Raw genomic sequence first — 25,846 nt, forward strand, 5'->3', positions numbered from 1 at the left:
CCTGTTAGTGAGGGAAAAATCGATTATTCATCATCGCGCTTCTTGCGCCAAATTCCGCTTAAGGCAGTACCAACCGCGGCCAGGAGCAATCCGAGCCAGGAGAGCTGCTTGCCGCTGGCTTCACCAGTTTGCGGCAGCTTAGCTGACTGAGCCTTCGCCGTTTGCCCAGCTGGGCTTACAGCTTGCTGACCCTTTCCTGCAGTTTGGCTACTTGCAGGAACAGACGGCTTTTGGCCAGCTTCTTTACCTTTTCCAGTAGTCTTTGGCTTAGTTGCTTGCTTGCCAGGGGCAACGGAAGGATGCATGTCAAGCGATGGCACCAGGCGGATGACGAAGTTGTTTTCGCCATCGGTGCTTGCAAAGACTGCCTTCCAGATGCTTTCAAGATCGCCTGTTTCCTTGTACCCTTCCTGCAAAAGCTTTGCCAGCTGAGCCTTGGCTTGGCTGAAGTTGATGGCCTCATTTGGCTTGCCGCTGTCGAAGTCAGCCATAAGCTTGATTGTCTTGCCGGTCTTTGCATCAACAAAGGAGATCGTGGCTTTTTGCTTGTTCGGGTAGTAGTAGACGTTTTCTTGGCTGTCAGCATCCCCGTGGGTAACCTCCCGGCTTGTGATCAAGCTGGTGCTTGGCGTGTAATTGCTGAGCTCTGGCGTCTTTTGACTGGTGAATTCGCTGCGAGTCCAGTCGCCATAGCTAGTTGCGCCGGTAACCAGGTCGGTCGTGACCGGCCGGGTCAGTTCAGCAGTTTGTTCAACCGCTTCAGTCCCGCTTGGCAGGTGGTAGTTGATCGTCCGGGTGATGGTCTGCTTTTCGTCGCTCTTAGCGTATGAGTGCACCAGGTGAGCTTCGAAGAGCTGGGTAGGTGCATCAAGGAAGAGGGCGTAGGCAAACTTTTCGCCGGACAGGTCTCTGTTGCCGCTTGCCGCGAAGAGGTAGCCCATGCGCACGTAGTTCAATAAGGACGCGTCAGCAAAGTTGAAGTCGATTGCTTCACCAGTCTTGCCGGCCAGGGATGCGGTGCTGAGCAGCTGGCCAGTCGTATCGTCGTAGATCTTTACGAGAGCCTTTTGGCTTTCGCCCGTGTAGTAGATGTCAACCACTTGGTCTTGGGTTGAGCCATCTACAGGAGATTGGGCGACAGTCTTTTGGCTTGCAGTGTAGCCTGTGACCTCTGGAGTTGCTTTTGCGCTCCACTCACCGCTAGTCCATGAGGCAAAAGTCTTACTCTGGTCGACGTTATCCGTCGTAACCACTCTAGTCAGCTGAACTGGCTGAGTTACTGTCTCAACACCGTCCGGCTTGTGGTAGTTGATCGTACGAGTGACAGTTTTTGATTCTGTGCCCTTGCTGTAAGTGTGAACCAGGTGAGCGATGAACTCTTGCGTAGCATCATCAGCATTGTCGAAGTTGGCTGAAGTGAATCGACCGTTGGTCAAATCGCTGTTTCCTGATTCAGCTAAGGCATAGCCCTTGGTTAAAAGGCTCTTCAGCGATGCATTAGGTTGACTGAAGTCGATCGTTTCGCCAGTCTTGCCTGCAAGGGATGCAGTGCTGAGCAACTTACCAGTCGTGTCGTCGTAGATCTTGACTACTACAGCTTGACCATTTGCACTGTAGTAGACGTCAACTACTTGGTTTTGGGTTGCGCCATCTACAGGGGTCTGCGCTACAGAGTTTTGACTTGCAGTGTAACCGGTAATCTCTGGAGTTGACTTTGCATTCCATTGACTGCTAGTCCACGGATCAAAAGTCTTACTCTGGTCGACGTTATCCGTCGTCACCACTCTTGTCAGCTGAACCGGTTGAGTTACTGTCTCAACCTTGCCGTCTGGCTTGTGGTAGTTAATCGTACGAGTGACGGTCTTGGCTTCGTTTGTCTTAGCGTAAGTGTGAACCAGATGAGCCACGAACTCTTGAGTGGCCTCATCTGAGTTGTCGAACTTAGCTGAAGTGAACTGGCTGTTGGTCAGATCACTGTTGCCGGCTTCTGCCAATGCGTAGCCGCCTGCCAGGTAGCTAGTCAGTTGCTGGTTGGCTTCGTTAAAGTCAATTACTTGACCCGTCTTACCAGTCAATCCAGCTTGACGGAGCAGCTGGCCTGTCGTGTCGTCGTAGATCTTCACAACTGCGGATTGACCATTTGCACTGTAGTAGACGTCAACTACTTGGTCTTGAGTTGCGCCGTCTACAGGAGTCTCAGCTGCAGAGTTTTGACTTGCAGTGTAGCCTGCAACTTCTGGAGTAGTCTGTTCACTCCATTGACCGCTAGTCCATGGATCAAAAGTCTTGCTCTGGTCAACATTGTCGATCGTTACCAATCTCGTCAGTTCGACCGGCTGAGTTACAGTTTCAACCTTGCCGTCTGGCTGGTGGTAGTTAATTGTACGAGTGACTGTCTTTGTTTCAGAGCTCTTAGCATAGGTGTGAACCAGGTGAGCCACGAACTCTTGAGTAGCATCATCAACGTTGTCGAAGTTAGCTACAGTAAATTGACCATTGGTCAATTTATCGTTGCCTACTTCAGCTAAGGCGTAACCACTTGCCAGGTAGCTTGTAAGTTGCTGGTTGGCTTCGTCAAAGTCAACTGCTTGGCCAGTCTTACCAGTCAAACCTGCTTGACGGAGCAGCTTCCCAGCCGTGTCATCATAGATCTTCACGACTGCAGCTTGACCATTTGCACTGTAGAAGACATCTACCACTTGGTCTTGGGTTGAACCATATACAGGAGTCTCAGCTACAGAGTCTTGACTTGCAGTGTAACCGGTAATCTCTGGAGTTGACTTTGCATTCCATTGACCGCTAGTCCACGGATCAAAAGTCTTACTCTGGTCGACGTTATCCGTCGTCACTACTCTTGTCAGCTGAACCGGTTGAGTTACTGTCTCAACCTTGCTGTCTGGCTTGTGGTAGTTAATCGTACGAGTGACTGTCTTTGTTTCAGAGCTCTTAGCATAGGTGTGAACCAGGTGAGCCACGAACTCTTGAGTGGCCTCATCTGAGTTATCGAAGTTGGCTGAAGTGAATCGACCGTTGGTCAAATCACCATTACCGACTTCTGCCAATGCGTAGCCACTTGCCAGGTAGCTTGTAAGTTGCTGATTGGCTTCGTTAAAGTCAACTGCTTGCCCAGTCTTACCAGTCAAACCTGCTTGACGGAGCAGCTTTCCAGTCGTGTCATCATAGACCTTTACAACTGCTGCTTGACCATTTGCGCTGTAGAAGACGTCTACAACTTGATCTTGAGTTGCGCCGTCTACAGGAGTCTCAGCTACAGAGTTTTGACTTGCAGTGTAGCCTGCAACTTCTGGAGTTGACTTCGCGCTCCACTCACCGCTAGTCCATGGATCAAAAGTCTTGCTCTGGTCAACATTGTCAGTCGTGACTACTCTAGTCAATTCAACAGGTTGAGTTACTGTTTCAACCTTGCCATCTGGCTTGTGGTAGTTGATCGTACGAGTGACTGTCTTTGTTTCAGAGCTCTTAGCATAGGTGTGAACCAGGTGAGCCACGAACTCTTGAGTAGCCTCATCTGAGTTGTCGAAGTTGGCTGAAGTGAATCGACCGTTGGTCAAATCACCATTACCAGCTTCTGCCAATGCGTAGCCACCTGCCAGGTAACTAGTCAGTTGCTGGTTGGCTTCATTAAAGTCAATTACTTGACCGGTCTTCCCAGTCAAACCAGCTTGACGAAGTAATTTGCCTGTTGTGTCATCGTAGATCTTTACAACTGCTGCTTGACCATTTGCGCTGTAGAAGACGTCTACAACTTGGTCTTGGGTTGAGCCATCTACAGCAGTTTCCGCTACAGAACTTTGACTTGCAGTGTAACCTGCAACTTCTGGAGTTGTCTTTTCACCCCATTGACCATTTGTCCACGGATCAAATACCTTGCTCTGGTCAACGTTGTCGGTCGTGACTACTCTAGTCAATTCAACAGGTTGAGTTACTGTCTCAACGCTGTTTGGCTTGTGGTAGTTGATCGTACGAGTGATGACCTTCTTCTCACTGTCCTTGCTGTACGTGTGAACCAGGTGAGCGATGAACTCTTGCGTAGCTTCATCCGCGTTATCGAAGTTAGCTGAAGTGAATTGACCATTAGTCAGATCACCATTACCAACTTCTGCCAATGCGTAGCCACTTGCCAGGTAGCCAGTTAGTTGCTGGTTGGCTTCGTTAAAGTCAACTGCTTGCCCAGTCTTACCAGTCAATCCAGCTTGACGGAGCAGCTTCCCAGTCGTGTCGTCGTAGATCTTTACAACTGCAGATTGGCCATTTGTACTGTAGAAGACGTCTACAACTTGATCTTGAGTTGCACCATCTACTGGAGTCTCTGCAACTGACTTTTGACTTGCAGTGTAGCCTACAATTTCTGGAGTTATCCTTTCATCCCATTGACCATTTGTCCAAGGATCAAATACCTTGCTCTGGTCAACATTGTCGGTCGTAACCACTCTGGTCAGTTCGACTGGTTGAGTTACTATCTCAACGCCGTTTGGCTTGTGGTAGTTTATCGTCCGAGTGACGGTCTTGGTCTCGTTAGACTTAGCGTACGTGTGAACCAGGTGAGCTACGAAGTCTTGGTCTACCGCATCATCATTATCGTAGTTGGCAGCGATAAACTTGCCGTCAGCCAGGTCGTCATTGCCAGTTTCTGCCAAAGCAAAGCCCTTTGCCAGGTAGCTAGCCAGTTGCTGGTCAGCCTCCGTAAAGTCAATTGCTTGATCAGATTGGCCTGCAAGCCCTTCTCCCCGGAGCAGTTGCTTGGTCGTGTCGTCATAGATCTTGACCATCGCTTTTTGCCCCTTGGCAGTGTAGATAATATCTACTACTTGGTTCAAGCTATCGCCATCAACCGTGACTTGCCCAACGCTATCCAGACTTGCCGTGTAGCCAGCAATTACCGGAGTAGTCTTTTCATCCCATTGACCCTTTGTCCAAGTGCCAAAAGTCTTACTCTGATCAACCTTGTCAATCGTCATGTCTCTAGTCAGTTCAACCGGCTGCGTTACCGTATCGATCTTGCCGTCTGGCTTGTGGTAGTTGATCGTCCGGGTGACCGTCTTCTTTTCACTATCCTTACTGTAAGTGTGAACAAGAATTGCAATAAATACTTGGTCGACATTGTCAACATTATCGAACTTGCTTGGCGTAAATTGCCCATCAGTCAGATCGCTATTGTCGTCTGCCAGAGCGTAGCCCTTTGTCAAGAAGACTGCCAGTTGGTCGTCAGCATTCTTGAAGCTGATCTTCCCGTCAGTAGTGCCTAACAAGTTCTCTAGGTAGATGTCTTTGCCAATCGTCTTGTCAAAAATCTTCACGACGGCCTTTTGATCATTAGCCGTGTATCTAATGTTAATCGTTGTGTCTTGGCTATCTCCATTGACCAAGACTTGGCCAACGGAACTCTCACTTGGCGTGTAGCCAGCGATCACTGGAGTGTCCTTTGCATCCCATTGACCGCTAGTCCATTCACCATAACTAGGCACCTTGGTAACCTTGTCAGTCGTCACGTCTCTAGTCAGTTTAACCGGCTGAGTCACCGTCACCACGCTGCCATCTGGCTGCTGGTAATTGATCGTTCGGGTTACCGTCTTATTTTCAGTACTTTGAGCATAGGTATGTACCAAATGTGCCACGAATTCCTGGGTAGCTTCATCATCATTGTCAAACTTGACTGGAATGAAGCTGCCGTTTGACAGATCATCATTGCCTTTTTCCGCTAAGGCATAGCCTTGGTTAAGGTAAGCTTGCAATTGGTCGTTGGCCGGCTTAAAGTCAATCATCTGATCCGACTTACCAGGCAAGTCCATTTCCTGGACCTTTGCTCCAGTATTATCGTCAAAGATCTTAACCTTAGCAGTTTGACCATTAGCAGTGTAGACAATATCAATCGTTTGATCCTGGCTGTGTTCATCAACCGCAACCTGACCAACGCTGGCTTGGCTAGCCTTGTAGCCTGGAACAAGTGGACTGATTGCTTCATTCCACTGGCCGCTTGTCCACTTGCCAAAAGTCTGCGTCTGATCAACATTGTCAGTCGTTACAACTCTAGTCAGTTTAACTGGCTGCTTTACAGTCTCAATGGTGCCATCTGGCTTGTGGTAGTTGATCGTCCGGGTGATGGTCTTTGGCTCAGTCTGTTCAGAATAAGTGTGAACCAGGTGAGCTTCCAAGATCCGCGTATCATCTGGCAAGTAGTTAGTTGGCTTGAACTCGCTGTTCTCAAGAGCTTGGTTCTTGTCCTTAGCCAATGCGTAGCCACTAGCCAGCTTGCCTGCCAATTCCTTGTTGACTGAGGCAAAGTCGACTGCTTGGTCAGTCTTGCCAGACAGACTGGTAGTAAACAAAGTATTCCCAGTCTTGTCATCGATGATATTAACTGTTACTTGTTGCGTATCAGCAACGTAGTACACATCGACGGTTTGAACTGGAGTATTGACAGTAACCGCCACTTTATCAACCTTTGGTTGAACCGCCTTGTAACCAGGGATTGCTGGTGTTATCTTTTCATCCCAAGTTCCAGTTGTCCAAGAACCATAGTCCTTGGTTTGATCAACGTTATCAGTTGTAACCTTTCTGCTCAATATTACAGGCTGAGTTATTGTGTCAACCTTACCATCTGGCTTGTGGTAGTTGATGGTCCGTGTAATTTGAATATCTTCAGTTGACTTAGTATAAGTATGCTGCAGGTAAACCGTGAAGACTTCATCTACAGTATCATCACTATCCATTTTGGCTGGAACAAACGCCGTTCCGCTAACAATGGTCTGCCCATCTACTAAGGCATAACCAGCTTTAAGCAAACTTGCCAGTTCCTGGTTAGCCAAAGTGAAGTCGACATCCGCGCCTTGCTTCTTGGCCTCGTTGCTCTTTGCATCTACAAAAAGCAACTTATTCTTGGTCTGGTCAAAGATCTGAACGATTGCCTTCTGGTATTTCTTGTAAGCTAAAACGCCGGTCTGATCAATTTTCCGTCCTTGGTCATCCAAAAGCAGACTCGTCTGACCAATATTCTGGTCATCTGCTTCGTACCGGTACCAGCCATCGAAGTCAACACCGGAAACTACTGGAACCTGTTCATCTGGTACACCGCCAGTTTCGGTGCTGTTTACCTTAACCGTCCAAACACCAAGATTAGTCGTGTAGTCACCTGTCACAAGGTCAATTGTGTAGGTGATTCCGCGCTGGTAGATAACAGTTTGTACGATATCGCTTGCTGCCGGCACTTGTTCATTAGGATTCGTAGTTTCAAACTTATGTCTAATTGTCCGCTTGACTATGACTTCATTTGTAAATACATCTGGAATTTTTACAGCTGTCGTCGTCGGGTAGTTGTAGTCTGTACCATTTACATCCTTAAAGGATTTGCCGGCTTCCGGCAGACTGTTTACCGTCACCTTCTGATGAATCAAGTGAGCAACAAAGCTTTGGTCGCTGTCGTCCAATTCGTCAAAGTCAGCTGGAGTAAAGACGTTGCCCGTAACTGTTGACTTGACATCATCCAAAACATACCCACTTGCCAAGTATGATTTAAGTGCAGTGTTTGCATTTTTAAAGTCAACTGAAGTATCTTGCTTGCCAGTTGTCGTAGTATCAAACAACATCTTCTTGTCTGGATCAGATTCATCGTCGTCGATTACCTGAATCTTTGCATTCTGATAATGCTTGTAGGTAAGATCAACCGTCAAATCATCACCGGTTGCCAATGTCTTAGCATCAACGTTAGCAGAAGTCTGGTACCAGCCAGCAAAGCTGCCGGTTACGGCTGGAACTTCAGCTGAAGCAAGATTATTTGTTGCCCCATTGACAATTACCGGGCCACTTTCTTTCAAAGTTTCGGCTGACGTGTTGCCAGTAGATCCAGATACAAATGTCCATGCTCCGTAGATTGGATCATCTTTAATCTCACCAGTTACCATGTCAACCCAGTAGCTCTTGTTTCTATTGAAGTTGATTGTCTGCACGACTGTGTCTACCACCGGCTTAGCCGTGCTGTTGCCTTCAAAGACATAGCGTACTTTCCGTGTAGCAGTTGCGTTCTCACTAAAGTTAGAAGCGTTTTGCAGTTTAGTATCAATCTCCTTCGGCGTGTAAATAACAGGTTGATTATTTTCATCATGAACATTGTCGCTCTCGCCTACAGTCGGCACACCAGAAACAATCGCAATTCGGTGAATTAAGTGAGCAACAAAGCTTTGGTTGCTGTTATCTAACTTATCAAAGGTGGCAGGGGTAAAGGCATCATCAGTAACATCGGACTTACCACTGACTAAGACATAGCCACTAGCCAAGTAGTCTTTAAGCCAGCCGTTAGCTTCGTCAAAGTCAATTACCTCGCCTTGCTCACCGGTCAAGTCTTTGCTATTCAAAACAGTGCTAGTTGTATCGTCAATTACTTGAACAACTGCCTGTTGGATCTTTGAATAGTGCAGACTGCCTGCGACATTTTGTCCCGGCGTCAAAGTCATTGCGCCGGCATTAGTTGAACTTGTCAGATACCATCCGTCAACATCAGTTGGAGCTGCTGAAATTTTGTCATCCTTTGAAGTCCATTCACCATAAGTCGGTCCATCAAGAATATCACCAGTTGCCAGATCAACCTTGTAAGATACTGGTCTTTCAAAGTTGGATTTTTGCACCAGATCTGCCTTTTGCGGCTTGTCTGTGCTGTCGCCATCAAAGACGTAGCTGACCGTCCGACTTGCAGTACTCTTGACCGTAAAGGACTTGTTTGCCAAATTGTCAGTCTTTGGATTGTAGTCGACTTGCTTACCGTCTTCGTCAGTGACCTTTCCGCCAATCGTTGGCCGGCTGGTAATCACCGCCATGTCGTGCTTCAAGTAGATTGTGAAGGTTTGGTCGCTGTCATCTTTGTTATCCAAAGTTGCTTTAGTGAAGCCAAATTGATCACCGGTTGAAGTCTTATCAGTTGCAAAGATGTAACCATGACTCAACAGATATTGAAGTTTAGTATTAGCAACCTTAAAGTCAACGTTGCTCCCCTGCTCCTTCTGAGCATTGATTTGATCATCGTAGTAGATTGCCTTGTTTGTATCCTTACTGTCTTCATCAATGATCTGAACGATTGCCTTCTGATATTTCAGATAGGTCAAGTTCACTTCTTGATCCTTGCTGCCTTGTTTCAATTCTGTAGCATTAGCTGTTGCAGATTTTGGATCAAGATACCAGCCTATTGCAGTAAAGTCACCGCTAACAGCTGGTACGATTGCATCCTTACCCAAGCTCTCTGGCTCAGAAACAATCGTCCCATCAGCTTGTGCAGTTTGCTTAGTCGTTGTTGATACATTGCTTGAGAAACTGTAGTCCCCATAGCTGACATTCAAAATTGTCCCCTCTACCAAGTCAATTGTATAAGTGACTGGCCGAGTGTAAGTGACTGTTTGTACAACGTAAGCGACGCTTGGCTTATTCGTGCTATCACTAGCAAAGACATAGTTGACTGTCCGCTTTACTGAGCTTGCATCTGTATAACTTGCTTTATTCTTAAGCTTGTCAACGATCGGCGTTGTTGATGGCACTAGCTTGTCAGCATTGGTATTGCTGCCAGCAATTGGCACACCAGTCAATTTGGCGGTGTCATGCTTTAAATGAGCTTCAAAGTATTGAATTACAGCATCAGACTTTTGCGCGTTGTTAGTTGCATCGAATTTCTGTTCAGCAAAGCTTTGCAAGTCGGTTGCCAGATCGGTGTTACCACTAGCAGACAGAATGTATCCTTGGCTAAGCATTTCCTTCAGCTTAGCATTAGCATCTGTAAACTTGATAGCTTCGCCAGTGTAGCCATCAATCGTGAAGGTAACTGTCTTGGTTTTATCATCATCATCAATCAATTTGACGACTGCTTGCTGGAAGTCAGCCGTGTAAGTCACGGTCGTGTCCTTGCCAGCATCTTCAGGAGTGATGGTTTCTGTCGTCTGTTTCTCTACTGGATCAAAAGTCTTAGTTCCGGACTTCGTTGTGATCGTCGCCGTATAACCTGGATACAAGTTAACTTGGCCAGTCACCGTCTTAGCGTCAGAATTGGTCGTGTATTGAACCTTTGTGTTGCCACCCGGTTCATTTTCACCAATTACAGAGCCATTCGGTTCGTAATGAACCGTGTAGACAATAGTTGGATCGGTTTCCGTTGGCGTGTAGCCACCGGCAGTGTCAACGGTTTGGCTGCTTTGATCAGTCGTCTTCTTTGCATCAACGCCCGTTACGTGGTAGCCAGGAACGAATGGGTAATCGGTCAAAGCATCAAATGGTTTGATTCTCCAATTACCAGTTGACTTCAGCTTGCCAGTTACCTTGTCAAAAGTAGCGGTTCTGGTCAAAGTCTGCGTTTGTACGTCATCTGCTGGAGCTATGTCATTAGGTACGTCAAAGGTGATCGTCTGACTAGCTGCCTTGGTCAAGTAGTCTCTCGTAGCTTCACTTGGATACGTTGCAATAGCTGCCTTGCCAGTATTAATCTTGCCACCGGCAGTCTGCGGGCCATTAGCCCCAGTTTCTTGCCCATCCAAAGTGATGGTGTCATGAACAAGGTAAATCGTGAATTCTTGAGTCGTATCGTCATCACTGTCATATTGAGCTTCCTTGAAGCCGCTGGCCGTCCCGACGTCCGACTTTTCAAACTTAAAGCCGCTGTTTAACAAGTCCGCCAAAAGTGTGTTGGCACTGCTAAAGTCGACATCATCGCCTTGCTTCTTTTCGTCAGCCAGGGTGATATTGTGAACAAAAAGTTCTCCTTTATCGCTGCTATCGCTAGTTAAGACGCCTTTTTGCAACGTCATCTTATCATTTGCGTTGTCATCAATGATCTTGATAACCGCAGTCTGGTACTTCAGATAGTGAATTTCACCGGTTATAGTGTGGTCTTTTAGTTTGTTCTTTTCCACAACAGGTTCAATAAGCGTGCTATCTGCGTTGTCCCGCCAGTCTTCATACCAACCAGCTTTGGTAAAGTAACCAATGGCCCCGGGCACTTCTGGCGAATCTAACTGTTCTGCACCATAGTAGGTAATTTCGTTACCATCACTTACAGCGATCGTTTCTGTAGTCCCGTTGTTCCCATACATGTCAAAGCTTGGGTTACCATAAGTGGTCGTCACAATTGCCCCGGTGACCAAGTCAACTTGATAAGAAACGGATTGCTGGAAGGAAATAGTCTGCATGACTTGGCTGACTTGAGGTGCTGAAGTACTGTTGCCATCAAAGACATAGCTGATTATCCGTTGTACCGTTGCCTTGTTTGTATAACTGTTACTGTTTGTATAGGTCGGATTATTTTTAACCACATTTGGCAGATCTACTTCTTCTCCAGAAATGTCAGTAATCTTAGTCTGATCTGGTGTAATCGGTCCGCTTAAGTTTGTTCTGTTGTGAATTACCTTAATCGTTACAACTTGATCAACACTATCATCATGGTCAAAAGTAGTTGGAATTGCATCAACACTCTTAATTACGTAGCCCAGAGTATGATAGTAATACTCCAAAGTTTCCAGTTCTTTATCTACACCAGTGTAGCTAGCAATCAACTTCCCAGAACTAATTTTCTGGTCACTGACCCCAGTAGCAAGCGTATCGTCACTATCTTTTGTCAGAACGGATTTCGATAACGCTGTCACGTTATTCTTCTTCGGATCCGATTCTTCAATGTCAATAACCTTGTAGCGCAAAGTCTGAGCATCTGGGGAGTAAGTTACAGTTGAGTTTTTATTGGCCAGACTAGTGTCAAACTGGTATACCTCATTTGCTGGCGTCTTTTCAGCACTGCCGTTCCAATCCCAGGTCGTATCACTAGTGCCATCATTGCCAATGTCCAGCTTGGCCGTGTAGCCTTGGTGGGCTGGAATGGTGATCGTTACCACACTTGGATCGGTGTCGCTAGTTACGTAAGACCCAACATCAACTGTTCCCGTGTTGCTGGTCAGGCTGCCATCGCTCCCGTAAACCGGTTCATTGACTTTCCGCCATTTACCGTCAGTTTCGTAGTAAACGGTGTAAACCGGTGTCAGAGTTGCCTGTGAGTCGCCATCGCTATTGCTTGCCGTGTAGCTGTCCTTGCCATCAGCTACCGCATCACTAACCGTATAGCCAGCAACTTTTGCATCCTTACTGATGACATAGTGGTAGTTGTTAACGACAGGAGACTTAACACCATCAAAAGTAACTGACGCAAAGCTACTGATTGACATCTTGCCCGTAACCCGGTCAACCGTAACTGTTCGGGTTAAAGTCTTTTGGCTGACGCTACTGTCGTTCGCTTTTTGCTTACTGTCTTGGAACAAATAATTGATTGTCTGAGTGGCTTGCCGGGTCAGACTCTGGTAAGCTGACGCATCACTCGACAGATCAATCAAGTCTGCATCAGATTTCAAGCTAGACCAAGTCAACGTGTTGGTTGACGAATCTGGGTTGATCTGGCTGCTCATTGATACCGTCTTGCCATCACTGGTTACCGTGTTGTTAGTCGCGCCAGCCTGCAGGGTTGCTGAAGCGTGCTTGAGGTAGACCGTGATAGTCTGATCGCTAGTGTCATCAGAGTCAAAGCTTGCAGGCGTAAACGTACTGCCAGTCAATGACTTCGTATTTTTTGTGTCAACGACATAACCGCTCTTGAGCAGTTCATCCAGCTTGGCCTGCGCGTTCGTAAAGTCGATCGCTACGCCTTGCTTTTGGGCCACATTCTTGCTGTTAACGTCACTGCCACTTTCGTCATACAAGGTGCCCTGGTTATCAGTATCGTTGTTGTCGATAATCTTAATGTAGGCATTCTGCAGCTTCTTGAAAGTCAAGGTAACGCTTGTTTCAACATTATTCTTAGCAGCTACCTTGTCAGTGGTTGGAGTTTGCGCGGCTACGCGACTTGCATCCCCGCTGTCCAAATACCATCCGCTCACGGTCCCAGTGACTGCCGGGAAGACAGCATCAGTAAAGCTGCTTTCCTTGCTTTGGCTGACCTTGCCGTTTTCATCAATCGTAGTCGTCGTGCCGGCTTCGCTGGTCCCAGTCGTTGCAGAGTTCCATGCTTCATAGTCTCTAGTCGCAGTCCCAGTTACCAAGTCAACCGTGTAAACGATTGGCCGGGTGTAAATAACGGTCTGGGTCACGGTCTTTCCATTGACATCTTTTACACCTGTTGGCAATGCAGCATTACTCTTGAAGGCAAAAGTTACCTTCCGGGTAGACGTTGCCTGCTCGCTGTATGAAGTAGCATCTGTCAGCGTCGTATTAGTCAAAGCGCTGCCTAAGTATGCGGTCCGCCCTGACTTGGCAGTGATTTGGCTGTCTGTTGTCAAAGTATTTGCTACAGTCGCCGTGTCGTGAATCAAGTGCGCCACGAAGGTCTGCGTTTCATTGTCCTTGCTGTCAAAAGCAGTAGCCGTAAAGGTGTTACCCGTCAGTTGACTATTGCCATCGGATGCCAAAGCATAGCCAGCGGCTAAGTAGTTGGCAAGATCACTGTTGGCCGCATTAAAGTCAATCTGGTCTCCCTGCTTGCCGTTTTGGCTGTAGCCAGTAACCTTATCATCCTTGAGGACTTTGCCAGTCGTATCGTCAATGATCTGGATCGTAGCATCAGCATATCTGCGGTATTCCAGAACCACATTTTCATTGATGGCCGACCCGTTGTCCAAAGCCTTAAGCAGCTGCTTGCCAGCATTGGCAGCTGAGCTGACCAAGTACCAGCCGGAGAATTCACCGCTGACTTTACCAATGAAGCCCTGCGTTACTTCATCGTCAGTCAAAGCAACCGGCGTCAAAGTTACCTGGTCATCACTTCTGCTGGTAGCATCCTGCCCAGCCTGGGCGTTTGGACCACTTGCAACATAAGTCCAATCAGTGTAAATCGGCGTTTCTTTCCCAGTTACCAAGTCGATATTGAAGCTGACGTTTCTGGTCCAGGTAACTTTTTGCACGAAGTCAGCCACTTTCGGCTTGCTGGATGAGTCACCGCTGAAGACATACTTGACCGTCCGGACGGAAGTTACAGTCTGCGTGTAGCTGGCTGGGTTAGTAACCTTCGGGTTGTCAACGACTGGCGTGACATAGCTGATCGTATTGCCATCCTTGTCAACAATCGTCGTAACCGTCTTCTCAATTGCTTTATCGGTAGTAGCCGTGTCGTGAACCAGGTAGACGACAAAGCTTTGATCCTTGTCATCCTCATTGTCAAAGTTGGCGGAGTTAAAGCTGGTTACCCCATCATCAGTCGTAGCAACATCGCTGTTGTCAATGCCGTCTCCGGTTGCCAGCAAGTAGCCATGCTGTAAGTAATATTTAAGACTGCTGTTGGCGGCAGTAAAGTCAATCTTACCCGCGGTTACCCCACTTGGATTAAATTCACTTAAGACAGTCTTGGTCGTATTGTCAATGATTTGGATATCAGCTGCCTGGTGGTCTGCCTTGTAGCTGATGTCAACTACTGAATTTGGCGTACTGGAATTTACAATTTGCTCGTCAACGCTAGCCCGCGTTGCCGTGTAGCCCTTAACCACGCTGCCGACCGTCGTATCACCACTAATGACTTGGGTATTGTCTTTATCCGGGCTTACCTGCTTGCTCCAGTCTGATGAACGAACCGCTTTTTCCTGGCTAGTAGACAAAAGCTTGCCATCCTTGTCAGTAAGGCTTTGCACGATCCATGAGTAATTGCTTTCACCAGTGGTCCAAGGAGTGTAGATGACGCCGCCAGTTACCCGGTCAATGTCAGTCGTCCGGGTCATCCGCACAGTCTGCAGGCGGGTCAAAGTGCTGCCGTCTGGCAGGTGGTAGTGGATCGTCCGGGTGGTGTCCTTGTAAGTTGAAGCATTGTTGTTGCTCTTGTCTGGATCATAGCTGTAGTGGGTCCGCCCATGCTTCAAGAAGAAGAGGAAGATCTTGTCAGTCGCGGCAAAAGCAACATCAGACAAGCTAAAAACAGTCGTGCTAGTGCCATCAACGGTTGTAGTCGTCGCGGTGATTTCGCCAGACTTATCCCCTTGGACAAAAGCATACTTAACCACTTGCTTGGTCTGCCCGTTTTCCATTCTGCTTGGGGAAGTCGTGATGGTTTCGGTGATTGTTTCAGCGCCTGTTGCGGCTGGCGTGTAAAGCCGGGTCTCTGTCACCGTTCCATCATCTGCCGTAACAGTGTTTGATGAGGTCAACTTAGCCATGTAAGAGCCAGAATTTGGATTGACAAAATCGTCAACCCCAATCTCATAGCCCTGCTTCAATAAATCTTGAAGATACAAGTTGGCATGGCTGAAGTCGATGGCATTCTTGTAGACCCCGGCGGTTTGACCATCATATGAGCTGGCATAAGTAAATTCAGGCGTGATCGTCTGCCCGCTAGCATCTTTAGTCGGCGCGCTTGAGCTGCTGTCAAGGAAGACTATCCGGGCTTTTTCCACAATGACTGGGAAGGAAATATTGATTACCTGGCTGGTCGTGTCCGTTCCGATATTGTTGACTGCTTCGACGCTATCAAGACTTGCCTTGTAGCCAGTCGTGTCAATACCGGCATCCTTGGCGACAGTAGCCGTATCTAAGGCGGCCCAAGTAGCAACCGCCTCGCCTTCAGTCTTGGTAGCAGCAGCCCCGTTGACTGATACCGTAGTGCTACTCTTAGCTAATGTCCAGTTGCCATAACTGGTCTTATCAGTTACCTTGTCCAGGCTGACCGTCCGCGTGTAGTTGACTGCCTGAACAAAAGTCTTGGTCGTCCCGTTTGGGAAGCTGTAGTTAACCGTCCGGGTAATTGACTTGGTCTGTGGGTCTTGTACGTCAATTCCGTGCGTCAAGTAAACGATGAATTTTTGATCGTTAGTCGCGAACTTTTTCTCAGCAAAAGCCGTACCGGCTTCATTGATGGCTTGGTCAGCCAAAGTGCCGGTCGTATCAGCAACATAACCTTGCTTCAAGTAGTCAGCCAAACGGGTATTAGCAGCTGAGAAATCAACACTATTGCCAGACTTGCCGTTGATTTGGACTGAATACAAGTTAGTATTTGTAGTCTCATCGACAATCTGCACCGTGCCGCTGATCCCGTCGCCTGGCTTGTTGTAGAGCACCAGGACTACCTGGTCACCGGTATTTTTAGAGATCCCGGTCTGCTCTGCTACAGTTGCCTTGTCTGGGTAGTAGCCATCTGGGACATCAGTTGGATCAGTTTCATGGGTTGGTGAAACAGCTTCAGCCCAAGTGCCAGTGGTCTCCGAAGTACCAGTGGTCCAGCCAGTATATGTCGTCTCGCCAGTTACCTGGTTGACTTTCTTGGTCCGGGTAACTTCTACTTTTTGCTCAAGTGTCTTAAATGGCTTATCTTTCCCGCTGATGATGTATTGAATAGTTCTAGTGGACGTTGCGGATTCTGTTGTTTCCTTAATGCCTTGCACCAGGTGGGCTTCCAGATTCACGCCTTGCGTGCCGTAGTTAGCAGCATTAAAGACTACTGGAGAGGCTGCAGCGGCTACAGCAGAATTATTTTTATCTGATAAAACATAACCGTTAGCCAGGTAGGACTGCAGCTTGCCGTTAGGGCTGACATTGCCCATGGACTTGGCCGGCTTATCAAAGTCAACGCTGCTGCCGTAGTCCCCGGTTAAGTCAGCTTCTGCTAGAATCTTACCAGTCGTGTCATCGATAATGTTAACTTGCACGTGCTCAACATCTGGCGTGTAGACAACCGTAATCGCCTTGTCTGGCGTTTCAACATTGACGCTTTCTGCTTCAATACTCGTTTCACTTGGCGTGTAGCCAGTTACTTCTGGAATAGTTTCCGCGCTCCATGAGCCAGTCGCCTTCCAGGCACCATCGCTGCGGCTGCCGGTTACTAAGTCAGTTACCGTGCTGCAAGTAAGGACTACTTTTTGCACCAAGGTCTGGGTCCCGGTCGGGAGCTGGTAGCTGATTGTCCGGTTGACAGAAGAGTAGATCGTCCCAGTCTTGGTCTTGTGCTTTAAGTGAATCTCGTAGTTCTGGCTGGCGTCACTACCCGCGTAGATGTCTTCTGCCGTGATGCTGGACAAGTTACCGTCCTTGTTGTAGGCGATGACGATCTTTGAGTTGTTGCTAGAGGCAAAAACGTAATTACCATCCAGGTAGCTGGTCAGCTGCTTGATCGCGTTAGTAAAGTTGATCTGGCCGGCAGTAGTCCCGGATACCAGGTACTCGTTTAATTCAGCGTTGCCGGCATAGTCATCGATGATCTTGATGGTGGCACTGGCTGCCTTTGGCAGGTAGTTGACCACGATATCAGCATCTGACGTCGCATCTGTGACATCAACTTTAGGGATGCTGGTGACACTAGCGTCATAGCCGGTTTCAGTTGGTACATCATAGGCTGCCCAAGTCCCGGTCGTCCACGTGTCGCTGGTCGTTTTGCCAGTAACGTTGTCAGTAATGATCGTTTCCGTCAGGTTAACGGTCTGCTTGGTCGTGTAGCTGTCGCCTTTGACTGGATTAATGGTGATGTTCCGGGTAACCGTCTTATTTTTGGTCTGGGTAGTCGTGCCATGCAAAAGCTTAAGCGTGATGGTTTGGTCAACCGTATCATCGCTATCAAAGCTGTTAGCCCATACATAAGTCTTATTGCCTTGCTCATCGCTAACGACATCAATAATTGCTCCATTTGCCAGCTTGTAGCGGACAGTTTGGGCATCCACTTGACTCGTAGTTGCATCAGTCGTGTCCAAAACGTAACCAGCCTTGATGTAGGCATTCAGTTGGGCATTGGCATCACTGACAGAATTAATCGTAACCTTGCTTTCATTACCGGAAGCATCTTTAGTAGTTAAAGTGGTTTGTTCATCGATCTGCTTAAAGTTGATGGCTGCCCCTTGCTCCCCATTCTGGCTGTAATTGTCCAGGACCTTGTCGCTGTCATCGCCATCGATAACTTGGATAGTGGCTTTTTGCAGGCGCTTGTAGGTCAGAGTAACAGTCTGGCTGTCTCCTGCCTGTAAGGTTTCTGCTGGCAGGTATTCACCATTAGCCGCGTCTGCCAAATACCAGCCGCTAATGGTCTGCGGGGTAACAGCAGAAATATCTGCCTGGCCAGTCTTGACCGTCCAAGCCCCTTCTGACTTGGTCACCGCGCCAGTTACTTGGTCAACGGTATAGGTGATTGGACGTGAAAAAGTGACGCTGTCAGTTTGGTCAGCCACGCTTGGCAGGTCAGTGGAATCGGTTGAAGAGAAGACATACTTTACCGTCCGGCTGGCAGACTTACTTTCTGAATAAGATTTTGAATCTTGCAGAGTCGTCAAGTTTTCGGTCGAAATTTTGGCCTTAGTTGCAGCACTAAGAGTGCTGAGGTCGCTGCTGGTCAAGACAGTTGTGCCGTGCTTCAAGTGAACGGTATATGCTTGAGTAGCTTCGGTATCGTCATCGTAAACCGCGTCAGTCGGCAAAGTACTGCCGGCAGCTAAAACGTAGCCAGCTGCTTCATAGCTCGCAAGCTGGGTTTTGGCATTAGCAAAGTCGATCGCGGCATCAGTTTGCCCCGTTAAGTCAACAGTAGTCAGAGTCTGCTTTGCTTCATCACTTTCATCGTCATCGACAAAAGTTACTGTTGCCTTTTGCGCAAGTGGCGTGTAAGTAACAGTGATATCTGAAACAGAGTCTGTATCTGGCGTAACTGTAGCAGCTTCACCGGATACACTCTTGCTGTAGCCAGTAATGTCCGGGATGGTAAAGCTGAACTTGCCGTTAGCTGGGCCAGAAGTTTGCGTCCAAGCGTCCCCATTTTTGACAAAAATAATGGTCTCACTTTGGTCAGCTGGCGTCTTCGCTCCGGCACCAGAGAAGGTCACCTTCTGGGTGAAGACCTTAGTCTGAGCGCTTGGCACGTAGAGCAGCTGGGTATCCTTAGTTGGATCAGCAACCGTCACGCTAGTCTGCGTTGCCCTGTAGTCTGCGACAATTGGCAGGTTAACGATCACCTGGCTGGCATCTGCTGGCTTGTTGGCGTATGCCAAAGAAGCAAGAAGCTTGCCGTTCTCATCAACTGCATTTAATTTGCCGACTGGCTGGTAGACAACCGTGATATTGCCGGTAGCGCTTGAACTGATCGTTACCGCAGCAGCTGGGCTGACATAGCCGGTGATGACCGGGTTTGCCAGTTCTGCATCCCCGTCTTTTGCCGTCCAAGTAACTGTTACCGCATCTTGGTCTTCGTTGTACTTGCCCAGACCTTCAAAAGTAACCGACTTAGTCTGGTCATCGGCCAATTTTTGCCCGCTCGCGTCTTGGTAGCTGGCAGTCAAGCTGACAATCTTTTCCGGGTGCGTCAAATAAGCGGTGAAGCTTTGTCCGCCGTCAGCCGCGTAACTTGCGGCGGTAAATTCGCTTTCCGTCAAGTTTGGGTTATTGCTGGAGACCTGGTAGCCGGCAGCGATGAACTTGGCCAATACTTTGTTGGCGCTAGTAAAGTCAACGTCCCCGTCAGTTTGCCCGGTTAAGCTGCTAGTGTACAGAGTCTGCCCTTGGTCATCGACAAAAGCAACCGTAGCACTTTGCTCGTTTGCCGTGTAAACCAGAGTCTGATCAACTGCCGCATCTGCCCCAGTCAAGGTGATGGTGCTGCCTTGAGTGACAGCCTTTCCGTTTAAAGTAGCGGTATAGCCTGCTTCTACTGGGACCGTGAAGCTGACAGACGTAGCATCCTGGCTGTAAGTCAGGGCAGTTTGGCTAGTCCCTTTTTGGCTGGTGATCTGGCCAATCTTGTAGTAGTTGACCTTAGCCGTTTCATCTTCGCTGTCTTTAGTCACATCTTTTGCGCCAACGCTGGCTTGGTCAGCCACATAGCCGGCAACTTCTGGAGTCGTCACTTCTGCCCAAGAACCGCCGTCTGGCGTCCAGGTGTCGGACAAGGTCTTGCCAGTAACATCATCAGTAACTTTTTCTTCAGTGAAGGTGACCGGCTGGGTCTGGCTGCTTGGAGCCGTAAAATCACTGTCAGTTGACTGGTAGTTGATCGTTCTGGTGACGTTCTTGCTCGTCGTCGTGGTCGTAGTCTTGTGCTTAAGGTGGATCGTGAAGATCTGACTGACCGTGCTTGCGTCATCGCTAGTATCGTAGCTAGTTGCCTTGAACTTGCCAGTTGCCGGATCGATCACAGTATCGTTGGTTTGGCTTAATTCGTAGCCGGCAGCCAGCAGATTTTTAATCTGGTCTTCGGCCGTAGTGAAGTCAATGCTTTCGTCGGTCTTACCAGTCAAACTAATGCTGTTGGCAGAAAGATCCTGGGGATCGCTGGTATCATCATCCTTAAAGTTGACGGTCGCCTTGGCGTCATTAGCCGTGTAAGTTACCGGAACGTTGATGTCGCTTGAATCGGCCGTTACCGTTTGGCCCTTGACGGTCGTGGCACCGGCAGTATAGCCTTCGATAGTTGGCACGGTCACATCTTCAAAAGTTGCACTGCTCTTGTCCCAGTCACTGGTCGTGGTCTTGCCGTCGTTGGACCGGCTGGTAGTTTTGGAAAAAGTAATGGTCTGGCTGTTCTCAGCCGGAGTCTTAGTACCAGCACCGGTGTAAGTAACAACTTGCTTGACGTCCTTAGTCGTCGTTACCAGGAGGTAGATGACCTTGGTATCTTCCGTCGCGCTGGCCGGAGTGATAGTTTCATTGGCGCTGTCGGCCAAGATGTAGCCATCGATAGTTGGCGCGGCTGTTGCAACGACCTGATCAGCTCTGGTCGGGCTGTTGCTATATGCCACTGGAGCCACATAGTTGTCCTTGATGTCAGCCGTGATTTCATTACCTTTTTCGTCAACCGGCACAATGCGGCCCACGGCCTTGTAAGTTACTTGGCTAGTGTAGGTATCATTGGAGACGGCGCTGCTTTTTCCAGTAATATTGTCGCTACCAGTAAAGCTGCCGTCACTGTTAGCTGAAACAGTTTGCGTCACTTGGTCAGTGTTGGCAACGTAACCCGAAACAACAGGCACAGTGGTGGTCACGGTCGCCGACTTGTTAGTCCAGTCGTAACTCTTGTCTCCAGTCTTTTTGCCAGAAAAAGTCGTCTTGGTTTCCTGGGTTGCCGGATTTTGGTCAGAACCAGTGTAAGAGACCTGAGTCTTGACTTGGGTTGAAACTGTTTCCGGCTGGCTGCTTGTCGCATCAGTGGTCGTTGTACTGCTGTCATTAGTGGCAGTCGTTGCAGTATTTGTACTGGTGTCGTTAGCAGTAGTCGTTGCAGCGGTGTCGCTTGTAGTAGTTGGCGCAGCATCGTTTGTGCTTACAGTTGTCTGACTGCTAGTGGACGTACTTGTACTGTCAGTACTGCTTTGACTGCTAGTAGACGCAGCGGTTGATTCAGCAGTTGAACTTGTGTTGTTCGTTTGTTCAGCGGTTGAATCAGTTGTAGTACTTGTGCTGCTCGTCTGCTGAGTTGTCGCCACTTGAGCAGGAGTATTATCAGCCGCGGCTACCTTGCCAGGCGTAAATGTAATTGCCAGCCCACCTAATGTAAAGCCGAGCAAAACTGACGCCAAACCTGTGTTGACCTTTCTGAAACTGTAGTGTTGCTCCTTTCGCTCCATTTTCTGAAGCTTGTTTCTCGCGGATTTCTTTGCTTCAATCATGTGAAACTTCTCCCCTTTTTTAACACGCAATCAATTAGAACATCATTCACTAAGGCCATTATCCATTAGCTACTAGCAATAGTCTGTTTTGTTTTTATTTATCATTAATTTCTCATTCGATTTATAAACAGCATGTTTAACACTTATAGGATAACTTTCAAATCTGATTTTTTCAATCATTTCACTTTTTTTAGGTGGTAAGTTTTTATTTAAACAATGATAAGTACTTTTATGATTTACAGCAGACAAACATGATCGGTATAATATATACGCTATAAAAAAGCTACATCTATCAAAACAATAGATGCAGCTTGGGTAGCTTATGAAACTGATTGCGTCATTTATATACTATTTGTACAAAATTTCTCTATAAAAAAAGTCCCAACCGTGGTCCGCAGTACGTTTCCGCCTGATGCGTGGTGGGCTCTCTCACGCCAAGTATACTACATAAAAACATGTCTGTACAAATACTATGTGCTACAATATCAAAAGAGAGCCTTACGCCAATAAGACTCTCTCGTATGCGCTCCGCTTCAAGGCGGTGACAGTATCAGAACAATCCGAGTCGTCCTTAACTGTGCAATCAAAATTAGAGGGACGACTTTTTTGGTTTCTCTTCTTAGTTTTCCAGATTTATAGCTATGTCCTTCCTGCATACCATCTTGCTCAAACAGTATTTTTCAAAAAGCTTACGCCCCGCTATCATAAAAGCATCAAGAGAATCCGACAAGCAGAAAGGAAAATAAAACATGAAATTACTGATTTTGGCAGCTAACGGCCAAATTGCCCACATTATTGAAGAAAGAATTTTGACTGAAGACAAGTTCAAGGATGTCGACCTGGTCCTGCTTTTGCGCCGTGCCAACCGCTTGCAAAGCCTAAAAGACCGCTACCCAGACCGGGTAACTTTGGTCGATGGCGACTTGAACAACAAACAAGACGTAGTTGATGCAGCTAAGAGCTGTGACATGATCTTCTCAGCGGTCGTTGACCATGACGACGCTAACCGCCCAACCAAAAACATCATCGCGGCGGCTGAAGCAAATAAGATCAGCCGGGTGATTGAAACCAGCCTTTTAGGCATCTATGATGAAGTTCCAGGTAAATTCGGCAAGTGGAACCGGGACTTCTGCTTTGGCGGCAACCCAGAAGGCAGCTCGCCAGTCAAGGCTGACCAGCTTTTAGAAGATTCCGGCCTTGACTATACTACCTTGCGTCTGCCATGGCTGAACGACCGGCCAGAAGTTAAGTACTCTATCACCCACCGCCATGACAAGTATGTTGGCGTATCTGGCTCAAGACGGAGCATGGCTGACGTCGTCTTGAAGATCGTGGCTGACCCAACTTTCGGCAACCGAGACAGTTTGGGGATCGCTAACCCAGACACTGACGGTTTGACCCGCCCTGTATATTAAGAAGAATAGGCCTGCTAAACCAGCAGACCTATTTTTTCGCCTTCCCTTTTGCTAGAATCGAGAAAAAGGTAGAAAAAAAGCCGCGGCTAAGCAAATCAAGCGCATCATCCTTAACAGCTACAGCTTTCAAGCACCAAATTGTTACAAGAAAATGGGCTACAAGCAGCTGTTCAAAATCGCTCCAGCCTTTAAGGGTTATGACCAATACTACTTTATCAAGGAGCTTTAAATAGAAAAATGGTGATCCGTTCTGGACCACCATTTTCGTTTTGCCTTGCTAGACCCTATACCCAATTACTTTTTCTTCAACTTCCCTAATGACATCTTCTGGAATGTCAGTGACGGCAATGCGATAGACTTGATTTAGGCGGGGATTGTAGATGCCTAGATACTTGATGCTTTGCAACTCCGGATGAGCCGAATGCAGGCCCATCCGCCAGTACATAAGTAGTTGCAGAGTGTGCTCTTTTTTCACCTTTGCCTTTGAAACCTTGAAATCCCAGAGCGTGTCAGCCGTGGTAAAGTCACCGTCCCCCTTGTTTACCGTATCCGTATAGCCGCCTTCAAAAGTGAATCCATCCAGCAGCTTTGGGCCATAGAGCTCAAGAAAATGCAGCGAGCGCTCAACCATGGTTCTCACGTTCTGAATCGTTGCTTGATCCGGCTTAATCTCGCTAACCGGCTTATAGCCAAGGCCAGCCCGGTAGCCAACATCAAATCCGGTGAGCTTAATGGCATTAGTGATCGAGATATCGTCCAGTCCTTTTACTTCCGCCAGCAATTTTGCGGCTAAAGCATCTTCTCCAATATTACTTGCTCCCAGCAGCGAAATTTCAAAAGCTTCTGACGCACTTGCCCCCGACATAAAGCGGGTCAGATAGTCGACAGCTAAACCAACCAGGTTTGGGCTAATGTTCTCGGCTGAATTCAGCGCCTCAATACCAGGGCCCAAGGAGTCTGCCTGGAGCTCTCTCGGGTTGATATACCCGCCCCGTGGCTGCTTCACATTTTTTATTCGCTGAGTTACGGAATACCCTCTGTTCATGGTCCCATCCTCCTTTTCTAATATCTTATCATCAAAAAATGGTGGAGTCCGAATGAGATCGAACTTCACCATTTTCGTTTAGAGTCTGTTTACCAGGCTCTTTCTTTTTGCCTAAAAATTAATCTTTCTTACGCTTCTTGCCAGTGACAAAGCCGGTTGCAGCGGACAGAGCCAGCAGGATTGCACCCATCAGGGTCATTTCGCTGCTTTGCTTGTCGTCACTGCCAGTTTGTGGCAATTCAGCGGTAGTCATCTTGCTTGGACTGGTCTTTTTACTAGTCTGAGAAGCAGTTACGACTGGAGAAGCCGGAGTATTCTTCTTCTCGATAGTCTTAGGTTCTGCCGGAGTTGCTGGCTTAGAAGGAACGCTAGGCTGCTCAGGTTGAGCTGGTCCTTCCGGAGTTGACGGCTTAGACGGTACAGTTGGCTGATCCGGAGTTGACGGTTCAACTGGAGTCTCTGGAGTAGTCGGCTCAGTCGGTTGCTCAGGTTGAGCTGGTTCTTCCGGAGTCACCGGCTTAGACGGTACAGTTGGTCGGTCTGGAGTAGATGGTTCAACTGGAGTCTCTGGAGTAGTCGGCTCAGTCGGTTGCTCAGGTTGAGCTGGTTCTTCCGGAGTCACCGGCTTAGTTGGTTCAGTCGGCTGATCCGGAGTAGTCGGTTCTACTGGAGTTTCCGGCTTAGTCGGTTCAGTCGGTTGTTCTGGAGTAGTCGGTTCTTCTGGAGTTTCCGGCTTGGTCGGTTCAGTCGGTTGTTCCGGAGTAGTCGGTACTTCTGGAGTTTCCGGCTTAGTTGGTTCAGTTGGCTGATCCGTAGTAGTTGGTTCTACTGGAGTTTCCGGCTTGGTCGGTTCAGTCGGTTGTTCTGGAGTAGTCGGTTCTTCTGGAGTTTCCGGCTTGGTCGGTCCAGTCGGTTGTTCCGGAGTAGTTGGTTCTACTGGAGTTTCCGGCTTGGTCGGTTCAGTCGGTTGTTCCGGAGTAGTCGGTTCTTCTGGAGTTTCCGGCTTAGTTGGTTCAGTTGGCTTAGATGGTTCAACTGGCTGAGCAGGAACATCGTAGACAATGTAAGTGTCACCAGATGGGTCACTCGGAGTCAGTTTCTGCCCTACTTGAACAGTTTGCGGCTGGTAGCCCTTCACTTCTGGAACGACAACGTCGAGAACCTTGGTTGGATCTTCTGGATCAGTCGTGTACTGGTCTGTGCTAGTGCCAGGCAGTTGCTGCCCATTTTTATCAACCAGGATGACACGGCCATTTGGAACGTAAGTGACAGTTTCTTCAACTTCTGGCTGGTCTGGAGTCGCGGTCAAACCACCGGCGATCTTCTTATCAGAGTGGTAGCCGTTGATTACTGATACAGTTTCCTTGCCAAAAGTCTTCTGGCTAGTCCATGGACCTTCTTCTACCACCTTGCCAGTTACCAGGTCAACTACAACAACTTGCTTGAAGGCATCCTTTTGAGTCTGAACCTTGTCAGGCAGCTGCAGGCCAGTGCCAACGTAGTGGACCGTCTGCTTGGCGTCCTTAGTGTTGACTCTTTCTTGAGTCTGGTGCTTCAGAACAACCGTATAGATTTGCTCAGTGCTGTCGTCATTGTCGTAAGCTGCGTCAGTTGGGTAGTCACTTGATACAAATACGTAGCCTGCTGCTTCCAACTTCTTGATCGTGTCTTCAGTGCTGTATGCAATTGCATCCTTAGATGAGCCAGTCAAGTCGTCAGAAGTTTCAATCACTGCATTGTTGCCATCTTGGTCAATGTATCTTACCAAAGCCTTCTGCTTGTTAGCAGTGTAGACAACCTTGACAGTG

The 25,846-nt window shown here is 48.0% G+C and carries 4 protein-coding genes; 1 reads left to right on the forward strand and 3 read right to left on the reverse strand.

Going from position 1 to position 25,846, the window contains the following annotated elements; genetic code table 11:
- Nucleotides 1-23: 23 nt before the first annotated feature.
- Nucleotides 24-21,578: a mucin-binding protein gene (locus tag ACLUXO_RS06875; RefSeq protein ID WP_412136903.1), complete on the reverse strand. Its 21,555-nt coding sequence runs from the start codon at nt 21,576-21,578 to the stop codon at nt 24-26.
- 749 nt (nt 21,579-22,327) lie between these two features.
- Here ACLUXO_RS06875 and ACLUXO_RS06880 point away from each other — a divergent pair.
- The gene (locus tag ACLUXO_RS06880) at nt 22,328-22,993 is read left to right on the forward strand and encodes an NAD(P)H-binding protein (protein ID WP_412136904.1); all 666 of its coding nucleotides are present in this window, start codon (nt 22,328-22,330) and stop codon (nt 22,991-22,993) included.
- Nucleotides 22,994-23,270: 277 nt separating this feature from the next.
- Here the strand turns inward: ACLUXO_RS06880 and ACLUXO_RS06885 are convergent, their stop codons facing one another.
- On the reverse strand, nt 23,271-24,038 hold the full coding sequence (locus ACLUXO_RS06885) for a hypothetical protein (RefSeq protein ID WP_412136905.1): 768 nt from the start codon (nt 24,036-24,038) through the stop codon (nt 23,271-23,273).
- A 118-nt stretch (nt 24,039-24,156) separates the two neighbouring features.
- Nucleotides 24,157-25,846 (reverse strand): mucin-binding protein (locus ACLUXO_RS06890; RefSeq protein WP_412136906.1); only part of this gene is annotated, 1,690 nt, incomplete at its 5' end.

The organism is Lactobacillus delbrueckii subsp. bulgaricus, assembly GCF_046938665.1.
Classification (GTDB): domain Bacteria; phylum Bacillota; class Bacilli; order Lactobacillales; family Lactobacillaceae; genus Lactobacillus; species Lactobacillus delbrueckii_C.

Bases quoted from the DNA above. Each gene is read 5' to 3' on its own strand.
- ACLUXO_RS06875 (WP_412136903.1), bottom strand. From the start codon at position 21,578: ATGATTGAAGCAAAGAAATCCGCGAGAAACAAGCTTCAGAAAATGGAG.
- ACLUXO_RS06880 (WP_412136904.1), top strand. From the start codon at position 22,328: ATGAAATTACTGATTTTGGCAGCTAACGGCCAAATTGCCCACATTATT.
- ACLUXO_RS06885 (WP_412136905.1), bottom strand. From the start codon at position 24,038: ATGAACAGAGGGTATTCCGTAACTCAGCGAATAAAAAATGTGAAGCAG.